The organism is Niallia laureatilytica (assembly GCF_046613985.1).
Lineage (GTDB): Bacteria > Bacillota > Bacilli > Bacillales > Cytobacillaceae > Niallia.
In genome coordinates this window covers 21,191-41,822 of record NZ_JBKKHP010000006.1, presented here as the reverse complement: position 1 = coordinate 41,822, position 20,632 = coordinate 21,191, and the positions used below count along the sequence as shown (strand labels likewise).

16 protein-coding genes are annotated in these 20,632 nt (G+C 40.1%); 3 read left to right on the top strand and 13 right to left on the bottom strand.

Going from position 1 to position 20,632, the window contains the following annotated elements; all coding sequences use genetic code 11:
* Window positions 1–29: 29 nt before the first annotated feature.
* From ACLIJJ_RS15560 to ACLIJJ_RS15505, 12 genes are all read right to left on the bottom strand, one after another.
* Complete coding sequence (locus ACLIJJ_RS15560; protein WP_233315546.1) at window positions 30–1,484, bottom strand: ABC transporter substrate-binding protein; 1,455 nt, start codon at window positions 1,482–1,484, stop codon at window positions 30–32.
* A 209-nt stretch (window positions 1,485–1,693) separates the two neighbouring features.
* Window positions 1,694–3,148: an ABC transporter substrate-binding protein gene (locus ACLIJJ_RS15555; RefSeq protein WP_341080450.1), complete on the bottom strand. Its 1,455-nt coding sequence runs from the start codon at window positions 3,146–3,148 to the stop codon at window positions 1,694–1,696.
* A 23-nt stretch (window positions 3,149–3,171) separates the two neighbouring features.
* Window positions 3,172–4,161 carry a carbohydrate ABC transporter permease gene (locus ACLIJJ_RS15550; protein ID WP_411411240.1) on the bottom strand — a complete coding sequence of 330 codons (990 nt, stop codon included), beginning with the start codon at window positions 4,159–4,161 and terminating at the stop codon, window positions 3,172–3,174.
* 48 nt (window positions 4,162–4,209) lie between these two features.
* A complete protein-coding gene (locus ACLIJJ_RS15545; protein ID WP_233315549.1) occupies window positions 4,210–5,139 on the bottom strand; it encodes an ABC transporter permease in 930 nt (309 codons plus the stop codon).
* Between the two features lie 183 nt (window positions 5,140–5,322).
* Window positions 5,323–8,433 (bottom strand): alpha-mannosidase, encoded by a 3,111-nt coding sequence (locus ACLIJJ_RS15540; protein WP_411411239.1) that lies wholly within the window; start codon window positions 8,431–8,433, stop codon window positions 5,323–5,325.
* A 17-nt stretch (window positions 8,434–8,450) separates the two neighbouring features.
* Window positions 8,451–10,331 (bottom strand): beta-N-acetylhexosaminidase, encoded by a 1,881-nt coding sequence (locus ACLIJJ_RS15535; protein WP_411411238.1) that lies wholly within the window; start codon window positions 10,329–10,331, stop codon window positions 8,451–8,453.
* 19 nt (window positions 10,332–10,350) lie between these two features.
* Entirely contained in the window at window positions 10,351–10,974 is a 624-nt protein-coding gene (locus tag ACLIJJ_RS15530; RefSeq protein ID WP_411411237.1) for a YesL family protein, read from the bottom strand.
* A 15-nt stretch (window positions 10,975–10,989) separates the two neighbouring features.
* On the bottom strand, window positions 10,990–12,315 hold the full coding sequence (locus tag ACLIJJ_RS15525) for a glycoside hydrolase family 125 protein (protein ID WP_233315553.1): 1,326 nt from the start codon (window positions 12,313–12,315) through the stop codon (window positions 10,990–10,992).
* Window positions 12,312–15,014, bottom strand: coding sequence for an alpha-mannosidase (locus ACLIJJ_RS15520; RefSeq protein WP_411411236.1), 2,703 nt, complete (start codon window positions 15,012–15,014; stop codon window positions 12,312–12,314). Before ACLIJJ_RS15520 ends, ACLIJJ_RS15525 begins: the two co-directional genes overlap by 4 nt.
* Before the next feature lie 259 nt (window positions 15,015–15,273).
* Window positions 15,274–16,029 (bottom strand): SDR family oxidoreductase, encoded by a 756-nt coding sequence (locus tag ACLIJJ_RS15515; RefSeq protein ID WP_233315555.1) that lies wholly within the window; start codon window positions 16,027–16,029, stop codon window positions 15,274–15,276.
* Between the two features lie 306 nt (window positions 16,030–16,335).
* A complete protein-coding gene (locus ACLIJJ_RS15510) occupies window positions 16,336–17,535 on the bottom strand; it encodes an MFS transporter (RefSeq protein WP_233315556.1) in 1,200 nt (399 codons plus the stop codon).
* Between the two features lie 197 nt (window positions 17,536–17,732).
* A complete protein-coding gene (locus ACLIJJ_RS15505) occupies window positions 17,733–18,134 on the bottom strand; it encodes a MerR family transcriptional regulator (protein ID WP_411411235.1) in 402 nt (133 codons plus the stop codon).
* 168 nt (window positions 18,135–18,302) lie between these two features.
* On the opposite strand from ACLIJJ_RS15505, the gene ACLIJJ_RS15500 reads away from it, so the two are divergent.
* Together ACLIJJ_RS15500 and ACLIJJ_RS15495 are read left to right on the top strand one after the other, a co-directional pair.
* A complete protein-coding gene (locus ACLIJJ_RS15500; RefSeq protein ID WP_411411234.1) occupies window positions 18,303–18,635 on the top strand; it encodes a carboxymuconolactone decarboxylase family protein in 333 nt (110 codons plus the stop codon).
* 4 nt (window positions 18,636–18,639) lie between these two features.
* Window positions 18,640–19,035 carry a cupin domain-containing protein gene (locus tag ACLIJJ_RS15495; RefSeq protein ID WP_341081615.1) on the top strand — a complete coding sequence of 132 codons (396 nt, stop codon included), beginning with the start codon at window positions 18,640–18,642 and terminating at the stop codon, window positions 19,033–19,035.
* 43 nt (window positions 19,036–19,078) lie between these two features.
* On the opposite strand, the gene ACLIJJ_RS15490 is transcribed toward ACLIJJ_RS15495, so the two are convergent.
* Window positions 19,079–19,993, bottom strand: coding sequence for an AraC family transcriptional regulator (locus tag ACLIJJ_RS15490; protein ID WP_251646955.1), 915 nt, complete (start codon window positions 19,991–19,993; stop codon window positions 19,079–19,081).
* 187 nt (window positions 19,994–20,180) lie between these two features.
* Here ACLIJJ_RS15490 and ACLIJJ_RS15485 point away from each other — a divergent pair, with 187 nt between their 5' ends.
* Window positions 20,181–20,468, top strand: coding sequence for an HPr family phosphocarrier protein (locus ACLIJJ_RS15485; RefSeq protein ID WP_411411233.1), 288 nt, complete (start codon window positions 20,181–20,183; stop codon window positions 20,466–20,468).
* Window positions 20,469–20,632: the final 164 nt, after the last annotated feature.

The window sequence follows — 20,632 nt, the reverse complement described above, 5'->3', positions numbered from 1 at the left end:
CTAATATACCTTGTAAGTTACTAGTACTCTTATTTTTGAGCGCTTTTCCACTCGTCAAATTGACTTTGAATCTCCTTTAATACCTTATCAACTCCCGCCTCTTTCAATTTCTGATTAAACTTCGGCAAATATTCTTCTGGGTCAACAGAGCCTGTTGCAAGAGCAGGGTAGAATTCTTTCGTAATGTTAGTGATGGCTGCGAGTTCTGAACGAACTGGGTCACTGCTAAATTTAAAGCCTAGTGAAGGTCCCCTTACTGCAGATTCATTAAATTCCTCGAACTTTTCCCATTTATCTTCTGGGTCACCTTTGTATAAATCGAGGATATAGTTGTTGCCTAATGTGTAGGATGGGATATTATAGCCGTCAATACGCGCAGGCAAATCCTCAATCATACCATCATCATTCTTTTTGTAGTGAGTTCCTTCAATCCCTTTATCGATAAGATTGCGAAGATATGGATCTGTGTTAAGGAGTGTCAGAAATTCCATGGCTTTTTGTGGATTTTTTGAGGTAGCGGAAATTGCTTGAATCGATCCAGATATAGAATCATTGACAATCGCAGCCGGTTCGGCAGGAATGGATACTACCTCATATTTAGCTGAACGAGACCATAATAAATCTGCATACGGCTGGTAATAGTTCATGCGCACAAACCAGTTTTCTACTTCCAATGGCCAGTTTTCGCTGCTTGTGGCCGCATCTTCTTTAAGAAACCCTGATTTATAGTACTTATGCATCGTTTTGAATTGTTGCATCGCAGTATCTGTTTCAAAATGGTTAATCACCTTGTCTGTTTCCCCTTCAAATGGAAATGCAAAGGGCATTTCACCATTAAAGACAATGTCAAAGCGTAAAGGTGCCTTAAATGAAGCAATCGGTGTTATTGAAGGCTCATTTTCTTTAATTGTTTTCAGCATTGGCTCGAGATCCTGCAATGTTTTTACCTTTGAAAGATCAAAGTTATATTTGTCCACAAGGCGTTTGTTAAATGTATAAACATTTTGTTTGGCAATCTCTTTATTTGCAGGAATACCATAAAGTTTTCCATCGACCTTATTTCCTTCCAGCAGAACAGGGTTAATCAGCTCTTTAAGTGCTTTCCCTTCCTTTTCTAACAGATCATCTACCGCGATAAATGCACCCTTTTGGGCATTTTGGACATATGGGTTCCCAAAGGTGAAGATAATATCAAATTCTTCGCCTGAATTGATCATCACTTGAGACTTTTGGTCCCAATCTCCCCAGTCAATTTGTGTCATTGTCACGGTCGCGTTAATTTTTTCCTTTGTATATTTGTTCACTTCTGCAAAGACTTTATCCGTATCCTTTTGTGGTGTTCCAAGTGTGTACCATTTGATTTCATAAGGCTTTTCATCCTTACCATCGTTACTTTGTGTGGCACTGTTTTTGCTGCAAGCAGACAATATCGTTCCAAGGACGAGAATAGTTACGAGAATAAGACTTAACTTCGCTTTCTTCATTTTTTTCTCCTCTTCTATATTGATTACTTTAAACGATCAACAATTGTCAGACCGACATATAAGTTTGGAAAACTTATATAAGACTGTATTACCAATTTCAATCCCTTCGGTATGCAATGTTTACCGTTTTAAGTCTATTCAATGGAAGAGATCGAAAAAAATATAGTTAATGTCAAGCTGGAAGAGAAAATCCAGCTTGACTTGGTTGCTTATTGCTGGGCGCTTTTCCAGTCATCAAATTGTTTTTGAATTTCGGTTAATACCTTATCCACACCAGCCTCTTTCAGCTTTTCATTGAATTTTGGCAAATATTCTTCTGGATCAACAGAACCTGTTGCCAAAGCTGGGTAGAATTCCTGAGAAATATTCGTAATGGCCGCAAGCTCAGAGCGGACAGGATCACTGTTAAACTTAAAGCCAAGTGATGGTGCTTTTACTGCTGAAGCATTAAACTCTTTGAATTTTTCCCATTTATCCTTTGGATCATCTTTATACAAATCTAAAATAAAGTGGTTTCCTAAAGAGTAGGATGGCATATTGTATCCGTCAATACGAGCTGGAAGGTCCTCGATAGTGCCATCATCATTTTTCTTATAATGCGTTCCTTCAATCCCTTTATCGACAAGATTGCGAAGATATGGATCTGTATTAAGCAGTGTTAAAAATTCCATGGCTTTTTCCGGATTTTGTGATGTGGCAGAAATCGCCTGAATGGAACCAGATACAGAATCATTAATAATGGTCGGCTGCTCAGCAGGAACTGACACTACTTCGTACTTAGCAGAGCGAGACCATAATAAATCTGCATACGGCTGGGAACCGCCCATGCGGACAAACCAGTTTTCCACATCCATCGGCCAGCTGTCTTTGCTTGTTGCGGCATCTTCCTTCAGATAGCCTGCTTTATAGTATTCTCGCATCGTTGTGTATTGTTTCATAGCATCCTCTGTGTCAAATGGATTAATGACTTTGTCTGTATCTCCTTCAAACGGGAAGGCAAACGGCATTTCATTATTGAACACATAGTCGTAGCGTAAAGGTGCTTTAAATGTTGCCATTGGAGTAATTCCAGATTCATTTTCTTTAATTGTTTTTAGCATAGGTTCAAGGTCCTGCAATGTTTTCACTTTTGAAAGGTCAAATTTATATTTATCTGCAAGGCGTTTGTTAAACGTATAAACATCCTGTCTGGCAACCTCTTTGTTTGAAGGGATACCATAAAGTTTTCCGTCCACCTTATTTCCTTCCAGCAGGTCAGGGTTAATAACCTCTTTAAGTGCTTTACCTTCCTTATCTAACAAATCATCTATAGCCAGGAATGCACCTTTTTGGGCATTTTGAACATATGACGTGCCATTTGTAAAGATAATATCAATTGCTTCCCCTGAATTGATCATCACTTGAGATTTTTGGTCCCAATCGCCCCAGTCAATCTGTGTCATCTTTACAGTGGCGTTGATTTTTTCCTTTGTATACTTATTAACCTCTTCAAAAACCTTATCTGTATCTTTTTGCGGCGTTCCAATCGTGTACCATTTAATTTCATATGGTTGACCATCTTTGCCGCCGTTTTCTGATGTGGAGCTGTCTTTGCTGCAGGCAGACAGAAGAGTACCTGCTGCCAAAGCAGCTGCGAGAATAACACTTAGCTTCTTTTTCTTCATACCTTTTCTCCTCTTTCTATTAGTTATTCTTTAACGCCGCCAATTGTCAGTCCGCTAATAAAGTACTTTTGGAAAAACGGATAAGAAACTGCAATCGGCAATGTGGCGATTACTACCATGGCCATTTTGGCTGATTCTTGCGGAATCGTATCGAATAAGCTCTTCTGCAAGATAGCAACATCCATATTCTTTCTCATAAATTCAAGATTTGCTTCTATTTTCATCAGCAATGCTTGAAGCGGCACGAGATTGGGATTATCGATATACAGCAATGCTGCAAACCAGTCGTTCCAATAACCGAGTGTGCTAAACAAGGCAATTGTGGCAATTCCCGGTAAGGAAAGTGGAAAGATAATCTGAAAAAAGATTCGCCATTCACTGGCTCCATCCATTCTTGCTGATTCTAAAATAGATTCAGAAACAGACTTCAGAAAGAAGGTTCTCATTATGATGATGTAAAATGCATTCATCGCTAGAGGCAGGATTAAAGCCCAAATCGAATTCTTCAAATGTAAAAATTGAGTAACAACGATATAAGTCGGCACCAGACCTCCGCTAAACAGCATTGTGAAAAATGCTAAAAAGGTGAAAAATCGACGATATTTAAATTGCGGTCTTGAAATTGCATATGCGTAAAAGGTAATCATAAACACACTGATAACAGTCCCCAAAATGGTGATTAAAATGGTGACACCATAGGAGCGGAATAAAGTCTCCTTCATACTCCATAAATACTTATAAGCATCAATGCTCCATTCCTTTGGGATTAGTTCAAAACCATTCCTGACAATACTTTCTTCATTTGTAAAGGAGATGATAATGACATAGATAAAAGGAAAGATACACGTAAACGCAAGGACCCCAAGCAGTATGCTAATAACAGCATTTGCGGCTGGATGCAAATGTTGGGGATCCCGATACTTTTTTCTGAAGGTTTTCGTCTTCCCCTCTTTAACTTTATCGATTGGGTTTGGAACAGCAGGTGTTGGCTGCGGTTGTTCTAAATTTGGCATACACTTAGCCGCACGGGCGACTTTTCCTCCCTTCGTATTGGAATGGCATTAAAACAATGCACTTTCCTCATCTACTTTTCTCACAACATAGTTTGTGATGATAACTAGGATAAAGCCAACAGCTGATTGATACAGCCCTGCTGCAGTGCTCATGCCGATGTCTCCTAAATTCATTAGTCCGCGGTAAACAAATGTATCAATAACATTTGTTACGCCATACAAAGCACCTGAATCTCTAGGCACTTGATAGAATAAGCCGAAATCGGAGTTAAATATGCGCCCGATATTCATGATGGTTAAGATAATCATCAGTGGCTTAAGCATTGGCAGCGTAACATGCTTAATCTGCTTCCATTTCGAAGCTCCGTCAATCATGGCAGCTTCATAATATGTTCGGTCGATTCCGACAATAGATGCTAAATAAACGATGCTGCCATATCCTACACCCTTCCAAATACTCATAAGGACGAGAATAAACGGCCAATATTTTGATTCGTTATACCAGGAAATAGAGTCAACATGAAACCAGCCAAGAATTAGATTTAACAAACCATGTTCTGTACTTAAAAACGTAAACACAAAATAGCTGCCAATTACCCATGAAATAAAGTGAGGAAACAAGATAGATGTCTGATAAACCTTTGACAGCTTCTTATTGATTAACTCATTAAGCAAAACAGCTGTTGCGACTGCTGTAACAAGACCTAGTACGATAAAAATTAGATTATAAAGAATCGTGTTTCTTGTGATGACCCACGCGTCATTCGTACTAAACAAATATTTAAAGTTATCAAAGCCAACCCATTCACTGTTTATTACGCTGGCAAAAAAACCATCAGGATCAATCCGGAATTTCTTAAAGGCCAGCACTTGTCCGAACATCGGCAGATAGGAAAATAACAGCAACCAGATTGTTCCAGGTAAAACCATCAGCAGCCAAATTCGATTTTTATAAAGATCCTTTACTACCCTTTTCATTATTCTCCTCCTCTCATTAATGTTAGCGCTTCCATACATCTATCTTATAGTAAAACGCCCCCTATTTATAGTTGACTAATTTAGGATTAAGTGCAAAAATCTTAGAATTTAAAAAAATTAGCGGAAATTAGTCAACAAAGCGCAAAAAAGACCGGAAAGTGTTGCTCTCCGGTCATCTTTATTCTACAAAACTCTAAAGGTTTTTATCTCATATGGTTTTATTTCAAACTGAATCGGTGAGGCAGACTCTTCTCCAAGCGGTTCCTCCATCAAATTGGTTTCCACCCATGATGTGCTATCCTTTAAGACAGAAAGATTCACCTTTCCTCTTCGGCCTTCATATTCATGCAAGCGGATAATAATTCCGTTGCCGTCGAAGCTTGGTTTAATCGCGTCTACCCAAACATGGTCTGAGTCAATTTCTAGGAAGGACGCTGCCTTTGTCCATCCTCCTTTAAAAACGGCAACAGGGTCGTTCAAATCCCATGCTTTCTCCACTGTACCAGCTTGGCGCCAATCACCCATATGCGGATAAAGAGAATAAGTAAACGAATGTCTTCCTTGATCTGCTTGCGGGTCAGGATGTGTCGCTGCTTTTAATAAGGAGATTCGCATTGTTTTATCTTTAATATCATAGCCGTATTTGGAATCATTCAGCAAGCTCACCCCGTAATCTGGTTCTGACAAGTCAGCCCACTGGTGGGCAACACCTTCAAACTTAGCCATATCCCAGCTAGTATTCCAATGAGTCGGACGCTTCACATTTCCATATTGAATATCATATGTTGCCTCCGTTGCACGGATTTCGACAGGAAAGGCGCTTTTAAGCAGCTTATGCTTTTCATGCCAATCGACCGTTGTATCGAAATCTATTCTGCGATCATTATGATAAAAGATGATGCGCTGGGAAATTTCCGAATGATGATAGGTCCACTTCGCCAGAATCGTAAATACCAATTCGCCATTTTCCACGACTTCAAATGAGCATAAATTCCGGATTTCTTCCATTTTTTCTTGATAGAAGATATCGATATCCCACGCATCATGAGCAAGCGGCTTATCCTCAAAAATTTGCAGTACGTTCCCGTTTTGCCTGTTGCTGAGCACTTGACGACCTGCTTCCTTGTCAAATATGGACGTCATTTGGCCATATTCGTTCCATTCAACTGTATAATATTTTGTTTCAAGTTTCCGATTTTGATAGAGAAAATTAGATTCTGCCTTTGGAACGGCTGCTGAATGGTCAAAATATAATGATGCTGCACCAAAAGCTGGGAGGGTATCCGCCTCAACAAGCCAGCTATTATTCCGCTTTTGCTGTGGCAAGATATCTCCTTTACTGTTCTTCCAGACACCTTCAGTCATATCATCAAATGAAGGCACAGCAACATTCCTCTTCCCTTTGTAGCCTGTTGCGTTCACTAACACAACAGACTGGTCATCCTTGTTCATATTCTGCTGAAGAATACGAGATTCCAAGCTTTCCACTAACTGAAGTGCTTCCTTATATTCTTCTCTAGCATCCTCATAGACTTCATGAATGGAGGAGCCAGGAATAATATCATGAAATTGATTCCGTAAAATAATCTTCCAGCCTTTTTTCAGCTCCTCGTTTGCAAGCTGCTGTCCAAATTCGGAAAGCCAAGCTGTTAGAAACTCAGCCCGTCTGTATAATAGCTCCAATTTACGATTAGTCTGCTTCATAAACGCTTGGCTTGTATAAGTGCCGCGATGATACTCCAAGTACAGCTCTCCATCCCATTTATGGATATAGCCATCAGCCTCTGAAACATTTTGATGGAGCTTATTAAAGAATTCCCCTGCTGTAGATGTTTTGACGTTCGGCATGCCTGGCAGCGAATCAAAGCGTCGGCGCATTTCAAGCATATGCCGGTTCACACCACCGCCGCCATCTCCATAGCCATAGGAAAGAAGCAAATCTTTAGATAAATCTTTATCACGATAGCCTTTCCATGATCCATTGACTGTTTTAGCCGTAATAAAGCCATTATACGTATAGAACCAAGAGTCAGGAGAATTCCATGGTTCAGGTGTTGTTATAAAATGCGTTAAAATTTCTGATCCATCGATTCCTTTCCAGTAAAATGTATCGTGTGGCATCCGGTTATACTGATTCCAGCTAATCTTTGTTGTCATCATCGTTTTAATACCAGATTTTTTTAAGATTTGCGGCAACGCCCAGCTGTAACCGAACACATCAGGCAGCCATAAATAGTCACAGTCCACTCCAAATTCCTCTTTAAAAAAATGTTTACCATGCAGAATTTGGCGGACAAGTGATTCTCCGCTTGGTATATTACAGTCAGACTCGAGCCACATTGCCCCGCCGGCTTCCCATTTGCCTTCTGCAGCTCTTTCCTTAATTTGGGCGTAAATATCAGGATAATCTGTTTTAAGATAATCATAGAGCTGCGGCTGTGTTTGCAGAAATACATAGTCAGGATATTGCTTCATTAAATGTAAGACGGTTGAAAAGGAACGAGCTGCTTTCTCTCTTGTATTTTTTAAACGCCAAAGCCAAGCTACATCAATATGGGTATGCCCGACTGTATGAATTGTAATATCAGATGATTTAGTAACAGCTTGAATGGATTCTGTAAGGTTTACTTCCGCTGCATAACAAGATTCGTAAAATACAGGGCTGCCAGGCTCGGTCCAATTAATCCGCTTTAGAGCGTCCGAAATCAGTCTTTTTAAAATACTGTAGGCAGAATCAGACTCACTGATTTCTGACAATACCTCAAAAGCCGCTAAAAGCGTGTAATACAGATTATCTACCTGCTTATCAAGCCAACCGATTGCCGCCATTTCAAGCTTCAGCTCATTCTGAACAGGAATGCCTCCCCCTTCGAATCCTGACCAAAGTCTGAAATCCAAATGAATCGGCCCTTTGGCTGTTGCTGTATCAAAAAGAACTTCCTCATGGTTAGAATCGACACCTTGATAAGGGTTTCCATTCACAAAAAGTAAGGATTCAAAGCCGGAGTTATTACCTCCTCCTGTCTTGCCGAATGAAAAGAGACCGACAATTTGCTGATTGGTATGATGCAAATGCGTATCAACCTCTGTATGAAGCCAAATATAACGGTCTCTCCCTTTCCAGTAATCACCTATTCTCATTTTATGCTGTTCATCATAGACAGATGGAGGATATGTTCCAATTTCCCCATCATCTTCTTGTATATTAAACTGTGTGATTTCCACAAGATCCCGGTACCGGTAACCTGCCAATTCCTTAATACGCTCTTCAAATTTTCTATCTGTTAAAAACATTATTTTCACCTCGTAGATTATAATGAAAAGCTGCCGGCAGTGACGATACGATGATAGACATTGCCGCCTACCAGCCCATCAGCCATTTCCCAAGGTCCATCATGGTACAGCCGGTTTTCTGCTAACTCCTCTATTTCGGATATTCTTCCTTCCATCCACTCCTGAATCCGGTACTTGACCGAATCAATCCTTGTGATAACACCACCGTAACGTATATCCATTACTTCCCAGCCAAAGGGCTTGTATGCTGCAAACCAGAGACTGCGGTGTTTTTGTCTTAAAAGATCTACATTTGCTTTGATGCTATCCAAAACGGTTAGAAGTGCTTTCAGTTGTTCAAAGTCCTTATTTTCGTATGCGCTTTTTAGCTTTATCCCGATTTCCGCTTTGTCTGCTAAAACTGTTGCGAGCTGTTCATATAAACCAAACAAAGCTTCCCAGGCTGGATTGTTCTTTTTACTGATTGCAAGAACGGCTGCCAAGCGCTGATAATGCTCTCCTAGCGATAGACCGCGGACATTCTCATCATATAAACCTATTAAAATATCTTGGTAAAGCAGGACTTTAGACGTCATCGAGCTGTTCATGTTATCCTTCATAACACTGGGAGTTTCATCCAATAAACGCAAATTCATAAAATCGGCAAAAGTGCCGTCACTGCAAAATGCAAACCGCTCAGATACCTTCTCTAACGTAACTTCCTGCTGGTAGGAGTGCTCGGCAAATAATTGCAATATTGGGTAAGCAGCAACAAACGGCGTTTCTGCTCCGTTATCTCCCCATAGTGTTACAAAGATTTGCTCTACCCCTGTTTTTTTACAGGCAGAAAGAGCTGCTCTTGTGGTACTAATTGCCTTGCCGTAGTTCGGCGCCAGTCCATTCCAAGTCCAAGCACCACCAGCAAAAATTGGCTTCCCGCCAAGCAACTTATGCTTTTGGATATCTTGTTCATACACTTCTTGTTCGTTGCGGTAATAATTCCAGTACACATACTCAATAGGAGGAATTCCATTCATAATATCTGCTCGGATGTTTCCCGTTTCATCCTTATACGGGCTGTTTTCGGCAAACAATGGATAATACATATCACTCCAAATCATTGGTTGTAATCCAAGCTTATCGGTTATAGAGACAAGCTTTTGAAGATGACGATTCATAATGTCAATATGATGCTCATACCCGTGCTCTTCCAAATATTTTCCTAAGCCAAGCTGGAATGTCTCATCCATGCCAATATGAATCCTGTTTGTACGAAACGGCTCAGAAGCTGCCTTTAAGCAACTTTCTAAAAACTCATATGTCTCTGTTTTGTCGACTAGTAAAATATCATCTGTATCTTTAAAACTAGAAGCATAATTCCACTTAAGAGCTTCTCGTAAATGCCCCAAGGTTTGGATGCATGGGATTATGTCTATCCCAAGTGTCTCCGCATATTCATCGCAGGTCTTGAGCTCCTCGCTAGTATATTTCCCACGCATATATCCGAAATAAGGGTAATCCTTCACCTCATACGTATCCTCTGTATATAGCATCAAAGTATCTAATCCTAGCAGCGCCATATGCTCGAGCAGCTTTTTCACTTCATGAACAGTTGGTACAGCATTTCGCGATGCATCCAGCATGACACCGCTCATCGTAAATTGTGGTGTCTCTGTTATATCGAATTCATGATTCTTCCGATAATTTTCCAGCCATAATCCAAGTGCTCGGAAGAAATGAATTGGCTTTGCAAACGATATTTCTCCTTTGCCGCTGCTACTAGTAATGCGCAACGGCCCCTGAACTTGTTTAACTTGAATAGGGTAACCATCACTTGTCAGCTTTATCTTTAATTTCTGTGTAATAAATTCAAGACCCGCTGCCACATTCGCTGTGTCTCCCTTTAAAAACAGTTCCATTTGTTTCCCCCTATGTTAGTTAATATTGCTGCTGTACTCTACTCTCTAATAATGCAAATCTGCTCAGACAAACCTTCATCATCCAAAAAGCAGGAGCCACCGCAGAAATGAAGGGGATGAGACCGGGCATCTGATTAATCAGGCTCCCAATCACAAAAAAGCCGGCACCAATTCCTATCGTTGATGGTAAGCTCGTTAAAGTGATCAGAAATGATTGTTTAATATATTCCTTATTCGACAACTCGTAATGAACATAAACAGCAAAGAAATAGCTTACTACTAATAACAGAATCAGCAGCATAATGGAAAAAATGATAGACAGGAAGCTGGCCAAAACACCTGACATAAAGGTTTCTGTCAATCGGATATCAAGATAAAGAAACAGGCCTATGCTGTAAAAAACAAGGCCTATTTGATTGCTTCTCTTCCATTCTTTTAAATACACTTGCTTAAAGGTTTTCCATATTGGGAAATCTGTATCCTTCCGCAGCCATTTACGCACAATTGTAAACAGGGCGACAGTCGCTGGAAAAAAACCAAAAATCCCTAGTCCTAAGACGATAAAGGTAATCCAGCATAAGTTTACGAAGATTCCTCGCCATATCCATTCACACACAACAATAATCGATGAACCTTTCTTCAATTTTGGCCACCCTTTCTATTTGGTAATGTGTTTCTGCAATTGATGATACAGAGGACTCCCTTTAACTGCTTTACCTGTTAAACTGAGTACAAATTCGCTGAACATTGTATTAGCCCACGCAAACCAATCTCTTGTAAATTCCTCAGGACAATCTGCGTTAAATCCTTCGTGCATAAAATTTGTGCCGCCATCTGTGTTTTTGAATGAAGCTAAAATCTGTTGTTTTTCCTCTGCACTTGCTGCTGTCATCCCTTGAATAGCTAAGGCAATATGCCAAATATAGTGGTCTGGAGTATGCGGGCTGCCAATCCCATTTGCGAATTTGCCTTCGTAATAATAAGGATTATCCCTGCTTAAAAGAAAATTCCGTGTGTTGAGATAGGTTGTATCATCAAAATGTTGGTACCCTAAATACGGAGCTGCCAGCAAGCTTGGAACATTGGCATCATCCATTAAATGCACACGACCTTCTCCGTCCGTTTCATAAACGTACATCTCGCCGTAAATCGGATGCTCTAATTTCGCATACTGCTCTATGCCTTGCTTGATTTCCTTCTGAAGCCTTAAGCATTCTTCCTTTAAGGAAGCATCATTTAATACCTCACCACTTATTTCTGCAGCATATCCTAACACGACTACCGCAAACATATTAGCCGGAACAAGATATCCGTAGGTGCAGGCATCATCGCTTGGGCGGAAGGCGCTCCAGGTCATGCCAGTAGGGATCACCCGGCCTCCTTTTCCTTGGCGGATTAATGTATCTGATTGGCGCACATCTGCCCGCTCAAACCGGTATGATGACTTGTTTTCGTGATCTTGCTCTGTTCTCCAAACTTCAATAACCGTCTCACACACCTCTTTGAATGTTTCCTGTATATACTTAGTCCGTCCAGTTGACTTCCAAAATAAATAAGCAAGCTGAATGGGATAGCATAACGAATCAATTTCGTATTTCCGTTCCCAAATATGCGGAGTCATATCGGTACAATCGGTTTGGTGCCCTCTGCCGTTTTCTGTTTCGTTAAATGCGTTTGCATATGGATCATGCATAATGAAAGCAAATTGCTGACGAATGACTCCTTCAAGTAAATCAGCAAGCTCTTCATCCTCCTCTGCAGCAAGTAAATACGGGCGCACTTGGGCAGCTGAATCTCTTAACCACATCGCCGGAATATCTCCAGTTACAACAAAGGTTTTTCCGTCTGCCAGCTTTTTCATTGTTGTTGTATACGTATTAACGAAGCATTGTTCAAACATTTGCTGCAGCTTTTCATCCTCAGGAAAAAAATCCTTTACATGTTGAATTAATTTTTGCAATGATTTTGGAATTGCTGTTGTCATAGTCTCTCTCCTTTTTGAAAACCGATAGTTATAATTTCATGACCTGCTGCATTGTAGTGATTACTAGATTCATTGCTTCTTTCTTCAAGTATCGTACTCTTATAGGCTGCAAAATCTGTCCCTATAGAAGCCTTTAGATTGCCGCTTTCTGGGCTAGGGTTAAACCAACGAATCATTATGTCATCACAATCCTCTGCCAGTTTCATAGATGTCCACGCTAGCCCTTCTGACTCCCACTTCACAAATCTGTGTTCAGCAGGCAATTCCCCCTTATGTGCACTGGTTTGTATAACCTGAAGAGGAACTTTATATTGATAAGCGTCCACATATGAATTTGATGCAATAACATCTTTCTCATGGATAAAAACTTGCCACTCAGCTGTTTGAGTCCCTAAGCATTGTGCTTCAGGTGTCGGGAAATATCCCCAGTCACCAAGCTCAGCTACAGAACGAAGTACGGTGATGGCAATCGTTCCGTCTTCTGGCAGAATTTCATATTCTTGAAGGCCATCCGTCACTACAGTGAAGCCCTTTTTTTCATCAGCAATGCTGGCAAAACGCTGCAGATGATGACAAAAGCTAGGGTTTTCCCACTCTTGTTCCGGAATATTGGGACGAGTCACAATCTCAAAAATACTGTCCGCACGATGTGTATCCGTTTCCATTTTTGTTGGAAACAGGACGCGCAGGCGATGATCTGTTGCTTGATTATCCATTGTCAGCTTGAAGGCTGGTCCCTTCATCCCCTTTTCGAGAATGGCTGTTGTGCGCAATATAATCTTTTTCGTATCGCATGATCTGCCTGCTTGCCTGTCTTTATGCCAAATTAAGCTGTTTCGTTCCATGGCAAGCTGATTGTCTGCTGAAGCAGGAATAGTTAAAGTGTGTGTGAATTCAAGCTCTGTTCGAAGGGATGTTCTTTTTACTAGACGAAATACAGCTGGAACATTCATTGTAGTTATACGCTGCCCCTTTGCTTCCTTGAACATATATTCATTTCCAACATCCCCTGTGTCCTCGTAAATACCGAGGTGATTCAAGGTCTTGCCTGTTGCTTTATCTGTTAAATTATATGTACCATCATCATGAAAGAGGACGTGAACATATTCATTTTCCATTTCCATGGCTTTGTCAGCTGTGTGTTCCTGAATCTCTTCAGCAAACTGCTCCTGTGGGATAAGATAGAAGCTTTTATAGCCGAATGCTGGGATTCCTTCAGCAAAAAAAGACAGCTTAGCCCGCTTCGCAAAAAACGGCTGGCGAAATTTATCACTAGGCAAATCATAGTCAAACTCAATCACTGGCTCTTCCACAAAACAGTTGATGCTCTTTCCGTCTTGATCAACTAATCTGTATGCAGGCATGGCTTTTTCCTGTAAATAAGCTGGTATTTGTTCAAAATGCATCTCTGAGAAATACACTTTTTCTAAATCGACTGTTTTTTCAACAACTTCATTTTTATCCCATCCTGTTGTATTTAAGACTACTAGCGGAACTGCCCCCTTTGGTGTGTTAGAAGTATCAATTTTACCTGCAAGCTCCGCACCGTGCTCACGAACGAATACTTTACCCATTTGCAAAACTGTTTCAAAACGGGTCACCATTTCGCGATGAACTTCATCAACACTGCAGCCGCAAATACTGTCATGAGGATGATTTTTCATTAATGATTTCCACATGAAGCGCAAATATTCTCTTGGATACTTTCCTCCTGCTAAATAGCCAAAAGTTGCGAGCGGTTCTGCAATCTTTTCCATAAGAGTTTGACAATGATTGTTCCACTGCTTTAAGTAAATGCGGCTGGATGCTGTATTTACAAGCGTCGACCAGCCATCTGTTCGTTGATTGCGCAATTCTCCTTCAATAACTTGGAGTTCGTCAGGCAGATTTGCTTTTAACGCTTCTGTATAATCAGCGAAGCTGGAATGCTTAAAAGAATAGCCAGGGTAGAGGCGCGTTGCGGTTTCAATGGCCTTTGGAATTGTTTTTTGGAGCGGCTGATGATCACATCCGTTCATAAACAATAACTGATTTGTGGACGCATATTTTTCCGCATCCTGCAGTTTGCGGTCCCAAAATATTTTCGCTTCCGCTTCATCAACTGGTATTTCATTACCGTTTGAATACCAATTAGCAAAAAGAATTCCTAGTACTTCAGAGCCGTCTGGCGCCTTCCAAATCATCTCAGAAAAAGGTGATTCGAAATTAGGAGAATCTGACACCATATTATTAAAGCCAGTAGGTTTTACGCCTCTTCCAAAAGCAGCTGTATCAATGCCAGCTTGCTTTAACAGCTGTGGTGCCTGCCCGTAAATGCCAAAAGTATCAGGAAAATACCCAAGCTTTGATACATGCCCATAGTCTTTTGCATCATGCAAACCTATTTGCAAGTTCCGTACATTGGCTTCCGAACTTGTTAAAAAAGCATCCTGCAGCACATACCATGGTCCAATATGAAGCTTTTTGTTTTCTATTAATTGCTTGACTGCCTCCCGTTTCTCCGGATGAACAGCAAAGTAGTCCTCTAACAGTACAGTTTGACCATCCAGATGGAAGGATTGAAAAGCATTTCCTTCTGCTTGAAACTGGTCTAACAATTCATTCATCAGTTTTAGAAAATAGTAACGGTGCTGTTCAAAGGACAGATACCATTCCCTGTCCCAATGAGTGTGGGAGATAATATGTGCCGTTTTTTTCATTGATTTTACCCGCCTTTCTTTATGCCAGCTTTAAGAAAACGCTATCATTTTAGAATTATTGCTTTTCTTTCATTTTAATCATCCTGCATGACAGAGCAATAGATTGGGGGGAAGTTCTATAGATTTTACAGTGTATCTAATATTAGTCCATGAAAATGATTCATGCCATCAGGTTTGTCCCCTTTTTTGCCTTTTCCAATAAATAAAAATCAAAAAAGCTGTGCCAATGAATCATGGCACAGCTTTGTTAATCACTTTTTTAACCTCTAATAAATCCACCTTCTGAATGGATGATCTGTCCAGTTATCCACTTTGCTTCCTCACTTGCAAGAAAAGCAATGGTGGATGCAACATCTTCTGGCAGCCCAATGCGCCCCATCGGAAATTTAGGCAGCAGATGCTCTCTTATTTCATCGTTCATCCACGTGGAATCAGTAGGTCCTGGGTTTACGGCATTAACTGTAATTCCTAATGATGCAACCTCTTGTGACAGTGACTTTGTGAATGCGGAAATAGCACCTTTCGTTGCAGCATATGCAAGCTCTCCCGGCATTGGTCCGATATCTTGTCCTGATGTCATATTAATAATTCTGCCTGCTGTGAAACCAGACTTTGGAAAACGGCGGACAAACTCGACACAAAGCAGAAGAGTGGTTCTCATATTAACTGCATAATGTTCATCAAGCGTTTTAGCATCAAGTAATTTGTATCCATCATTCTTTGAATGAGCTGCGTTGTTTACTAGAATAGAAGGAAAACCAAGTTTGGTTTCCGCTGTATCAAATAAGACATATGCAGCATTTGCATTAGCTAAATCAATTTCTAAGCTTTCACAACGGACTCCTACATTAACCATTTCTTGCTGAAACTCCTCTACCCAATCATTTTCAGCTTTCCAATACGTAAAGAAGATATTTATCCCTTGTGATGCTAATTTTCTGCAAATGGCTGTTCCAATGTCTCGTGGGCTGCTTGCACCTGTTATAATTGCTGTTTTATTTTTTAATTGAGTCATTAATATCTCCCCTATTCAAGGGACACACCGATATAGAAAACAGATCCAATTGGACTCTGCTTAGCAGCGGAAATAAATAATTCCATACCCCGCATCCCTTTAATGATATTTAAATACCGCAACATACAACTTCCCTATCAGGATTTGTTTCGATTCGATAGTCATTAAAGAGTTAGCCACATATGAAATATTAATTCCCCTTTCTTCCATCTCTGCTTTTATTATATTTTCTTAGAACATTGGAGACAATTATTTTTAGAACATTTCCACAAAAAAGAACCTCCACCGTAAGTGAAGGCCTTTTGTTTAGTATGATACTTCATTTAACGCTTTTTCTTTCCACACGACAGTAAGGCATAAGCCTACTATCATAACAACGCCTGCAAAAAGGAATGGGAAATTAATATTTAGATCAAATAAAATTCCGCCTAGGGCAGGACCAAAAATATTTCCTAAGCTTGTGTAGGTTGAGTTCATTCCAGCAACAAAACCTTGCTGTTTGCCAGCCGCTTTGGACAAAAAAGTTGTCAATGCCGGGCGCAGCAGATCGAATGCTAAGAAAATAAAGCATGTAACAAGCAAGACAACGATAAATCCTGACATAAATGTCGAAACGAAGGCTAATACTGCACCAACAATTAAACAAAGCTGGATAACCCTTTTTTCACCAAGCTTATTTACTAATTTACCGAACCATGCAATTTGAACAATAACAGCGAAAATGGAACTAATCGTAATAATTGTGGCAATATCCTTCGGTGTGAAGCCAAACTTATGATCAGAGAACAGGCTGAACACCGTTTCATAAGCAGATAAACCAAAGGCAAGAACAAACACAATGATAAAGGCAATCAGATAAATCGGATGTAGTGATTGTTTCAAGTCTTTCAAGAAGTTAGTTTTCTGACTATTTTCAGCAAGCTCAGCAAGCTCACTTTTAGACAACGGCTCTTTCAAAATAAAGACAGATGTGAATGCTGCCAGGAATGCAATCGCAGCAGCAAAGAAAAACGGCATTCGAATGCCAAAGTCAGCGATAAAGCCCCCTGCTCCCGGGCCAATAATAAAGCCCGTGCTGATTGCAGCAGAAACATAGCCCATCGCTTTTGATCTTTCCTGAATGGTTGTAATATCTGCAACATATGCCGTTACAGCTGGCATAATAAACGCAGCGCTGACACCACCCAATATTCTCGATATATATAATACAGCAACATTGGTTCCCAATCCGAAAATCAATTCAGACACTCCAAATATTACAAGACCGATAACAATCATCTTTTTTCTGCCAAACCGGTCTACCCATCTTCCTGCAAAGGGTGACACAACAAGCTGCGAGAAAGCAAACACAGCAACAAGATAGCCCATTGTGCTTCCTGTTATATGCATCATGTTCATGAAAGAAGGCATGACAGGAATAATCAAGCCTATTCCTAAAAATACGATAAAAAGATTGCTTAATAAAATAACTAAAACCATTTTTTGTTCTTTGATTGGTTTTTGCATATGCACTCACTTCCCTAGTAAGATGTAATCTTTTATTTGCGAAACCATTTTAACGAACGGTCGTTAGTTATCATACCAAATAAAAGCACTTTCAGCAATTACTCTTATTTTTTTACAACAATTTTTTTTAAAACAGCCTCTTTAGGATGCTACATATAGAAGAAATTATAAGGCTAATGGGTTTATGCCCATTAGCCTTATTTTGACTTTTCATGATGATAAAGAACAAAATCGTATTTGTTACCGTCTAGCTGATCTTGATAAAATTCAATTTTACTGGTTAAGATATTCATACTTTCCTGCAGCTCTTGTATTTGCTTTGCTAGAAGACTTTTCCGTTTTTCGAGAAGATCTTTTCTTTCTAAAATTGTCGATTCGCCTATTGCACGCCAATTTGTATATTGTTTCAGCTCTGTAATCGACATGCCGGAACTCTTTAAATGCAGCAAGAATTGAACCCAGCCAATTTCCTGTTCTGTATATTCCCGCAGATTATTTTCATCTCGTCCGGGAGTTAATAGCCCTTCTTTTTCGTAGTATCTGAGCATGCTTGATGTTACACCGATAATCTTAGCAAACTCTCCAATAGAATAAGTCAAATGGTCCACCTCTATTTGTATATTGCTTTTAACAGCATTCACTTATGTAAATGCTTAAGAAAATAAACGATTTTCTTGAAAACTATCATCCATTCCCTTGCCTTAAAGTACACTTTAAGGTCTATACTTCATCTTGTAAAGCGATAGTTTAAGAAAGGAATGAGCTAAATGGCGGAAAAACAAACAGCTGGACGAGATTTATTAGGAGATTTTGCTCCAAAATTTGCTGAGTTAAATGATGTTGTGCTATTCGGAGAGGTTTGGTCAAGAGAAAAAGAGCTCTCACCCCGGGACCGCAGCATGATAACAGTTTCCGCATTATTAGCAGGCGGCAACTTTGAACAGTTAACACCCCATTTGCATAAGGCAAAGGCTAATGGAATAACAAAGGAAGAAATCGCCGAAATAATTACACATCTTGCATTTTATGCTGGTTGGCCAAAAGCCTGGTCAGCATTCAACATCGCGAAATCAATCTATGAATCAGAAGAAGGCAGGTAATAATATGGCAAACGAACAGTTGAATAACAGCATCATTTTTCCACGTGGAGAAAAAGTGACAGCAAATTTTAGCGGGGATGCCTATTTACAGATGGTTTTCACAGACCCTAGTCCCCTTAATACTTCCATCGGTAATGTGACATTTGCTCCAGGTGCGCGCAATAACTGGCATTCACATAAAGTCGGCCAAGTATTGTTAGTTACTGGCGGCGAAGGCTGGTACCAAGAAGAAGGGAAAACGGCTCAGCTTCTTAAAGCTGGAGACGTAGTCAATATACCAGCTAATACAAAACATTGGCATGGGGCAACTAAGGACAGCTGGTTTGTCCATCTTGCTTTGACACCGGGAGAAACGGAGTGGCTGGAGCCTGTAAGTGATAGCACGTATAATTCTTTATAAGAAAAAGCGGACCGAACTCATGAATTCGGTCCGCTTTTTACTATTAGGCATTTTTGCTGTGTACTTGGTTTTCCCTAAGCTGTTTAATGTCTTCTTTAGGCGGTAGCCCAAACATTCGGGAATACTCTCGGCTGAACTGGGACGGACTTTCATAGCCGACCTGGAAGGCAACTTCTGCTGCGTCTGTTGCTTCTGCCAATAAACGCCTCCTTGCTTCCTGCAGCCTTAAGTTCTTTTGGAATTGTATCGGGCTCATTGCTGTAACTTGTTTGAAGTACCGATGCAGTGTCGCCACACTCATATTTACCTTTTCCGCAAGCTCTTCTATCCGAAAAGCTTCGACGTAGTGACGTTTAATATACTCAATTACTTCCCTAATTCGATAGACTTGGCTTCCTTCTAACGCCATTTGCTCTAATATGTTTCCATGTGGCCCTTGCAAAACTAAATACAAAATTTCTTTCTTATAAAGTGGAGCCAGTACAGGTATATCCTGTGGTCTATCTAATAAACGGGCAAGGCGAGTTACTGCATCCAACAAAACTGGTTCTGCCTTGTCTATGAACATTGCTCTGTTCATCTTCTGGTTTGCTCTTTCATTTCTAGCTTCATCTAAAAGCGATAAAATTTCACTCGGTGTAAATTCAAGCTTAAATGCCAAGTAAGGTATATCTTTAGAAGCTTTAATTACCTGTCCGGTTACCGGCAAGTGAACAGATGAAACAATATAGTCTTGAGGACCGTACCGGAAGCGGTCACTAGCAAGTAGCACTTCTTTTTCTCCTTGAAGAATGATGCAAAACGACGGTTTAAATACGGCATGAATTGGTTCAGTAATATCAGATTCTCGGATAAAAAATAATGACGGAATAGCTGTTTTATTAGAACCTTCACTATTTGTAAAACGGTTTATAAGCTTGCTCAGCTCATTCAATTGATTTGTTGATAGTTCTGTCATAACTGCCTCCTTAAAACCTCACTCACTATTAGTGATTATAAACCAATTCCTGTAATTTTAGTAAGTGCTGTGAGAGTATTAGGCAATCTTTTGCGATGATTAGGTTACCGGTACACTGTTTTTCTATACCATAATAAAGATACAGACATCCATATTTTACCTTGGATGAAAGGAGTAGTTTCAAAAAATGACAGAAATGTATTTTAACATTATTGCCATAACAGGATTTGCCCGCCCGGCATGTTTGTTAGTAAGCAGTGCCTCTATGTTTCAATCGCGAATTTTCCTCGAATATAATAACCGTTCAGTAAATCTACAAAACTCTCCCTGTGCCATAATGGAGGTTATGTCATTGGAAATAAAACCGGGAGCATATTTCAAGGTGTGGGCAGATGGTGCAGACGAACAGAAGGCACTGCAAGCAATCGCCAAAGCCTTAACAGAAGCATGGGGGCTTCTCCCTAATGAAGTCTAATTTTATACATAAAAAAGCAAGCGCTCTTAAGTTTGGTGCTTGCTTCCATCTATAGAGCGCAAAATGTAATTATTTAGGCAAAATTAACTTACATACCTGTATTCTAAACATTCTGACTGCAGTATATAATGAATCTATCTAAGCTAAGGAGGAATTCAGATGAA

What these genes read in the sequence shown, in the direction of transcription:
- ACLIJJ_RS15560 (WP_233315546.1), bottom strand. Translation starts at nt 1,484, where the DNA reads ATGAAGAAAGCGAAGTTAAGTCTTATTCTCGTAACTATTCTCGTCCTT.
- ACLIJJ_RS15555 (WP_341080450.1), bottom strand. Translation starts at nt 3,148, where the DNA reads ATGAAGAAAAAGAAGCTAAGTGTTATTCTCGCAGCTGCTTTGGCAGCA.
- ACLIJJ_RS15550 (WP_411411240.1), bottom strand. Translation starts at nt 4,161, where the DNA reads ATGCCAAATTTAGAACAACCGCAGCCAACACCTGCTGTTCCAAACCCA.
- ACLIJJ_RS15545 (WP_233315549.1), bottom strand. Translation starts at nt 5,139, where the DNA reads ATGAAAAGGGTAGTAAAGGATCTTTATAAAAATCGAATTTGGCTGCTG.
- ACLIJJ_RS15540 (WP_411411239.1), bottom strand. Translation starts at nt 8,433, where the DNA reads ATGTTTTTAACAGATAGAAAATTTGAAGAGCGTATTAAGGAATTGGCA.
- ACLIJJ_RS15535 (WP_411411238.1), bottom strand. Translation starts at nt 10,331, where the DNA reads ATGGAACTGTTTTTAAAGGGAGACACAGCGAATGTGGCAGCGGGTCTT.
- ACLIJJ_RS15525 (WP_233315553.1), bottom strand. Translation starts at nt 12,315, where the DNA reads ATGACAACAGCAATTCCAAAATCATTGCAAAAATTAATTCAACATGTA.
- ACLIJJ_RS15520 (WP_411411236.1), bottom strand. Translation starts at nt 15,014, where the DNA reads ATGAAAAAAACGGCACATATTATCTCCCACACTCATTGGGACAGGGAA.
- ACLIJJ_RS15515 (WP_233315555.1), bottom strand. Translation starts at nt 16,029, where the DNA reads ATGACTCAATTAAAAAATAAAACAGCAATTATAACAGGTGCAAGCAGC.
- ACLIJJ_RS15510 (WP_233315556.1), bottom strand. Translation starts at nt 17,535, where the DNA reads ATGCAAAAACCAATCAAAGAACAAAAAATGGTTTTAGTTATTTTATTA.
- ACLIJJ_RS15500 (WP_411411234.1), top strand. Translation starts at nt 18,303, where the DNA reads ATGGCGGAAAAACAAACAGCTGGACGAGATTTATTAGGAGATTTTGCT.
- ACLIJJ_RS15495 (WP_341081615.1), top strand. Translation starts at nt 18,640, where the DNA reads ATGGCAAACGAACAGTTGAATAACAGCATCATTTTTCCACGTGGAGAA.
- ACLIJJ_RS15490 (WP_251646955.1), bottom strand. Translation starts at nt 19,993, where the DNA reads ATGACAGAACTATCAACAAATCAATTGAATGAGCTGAGCAAGCTTATA.
- ACLIJJ_RS15485 (WP_411411233.1), top strand. Translation starts at nt 20,181, where the DNA reads ATGACAGAAATGTATTTTAACATTATTGCCATAACAGGATTTGCCCGC.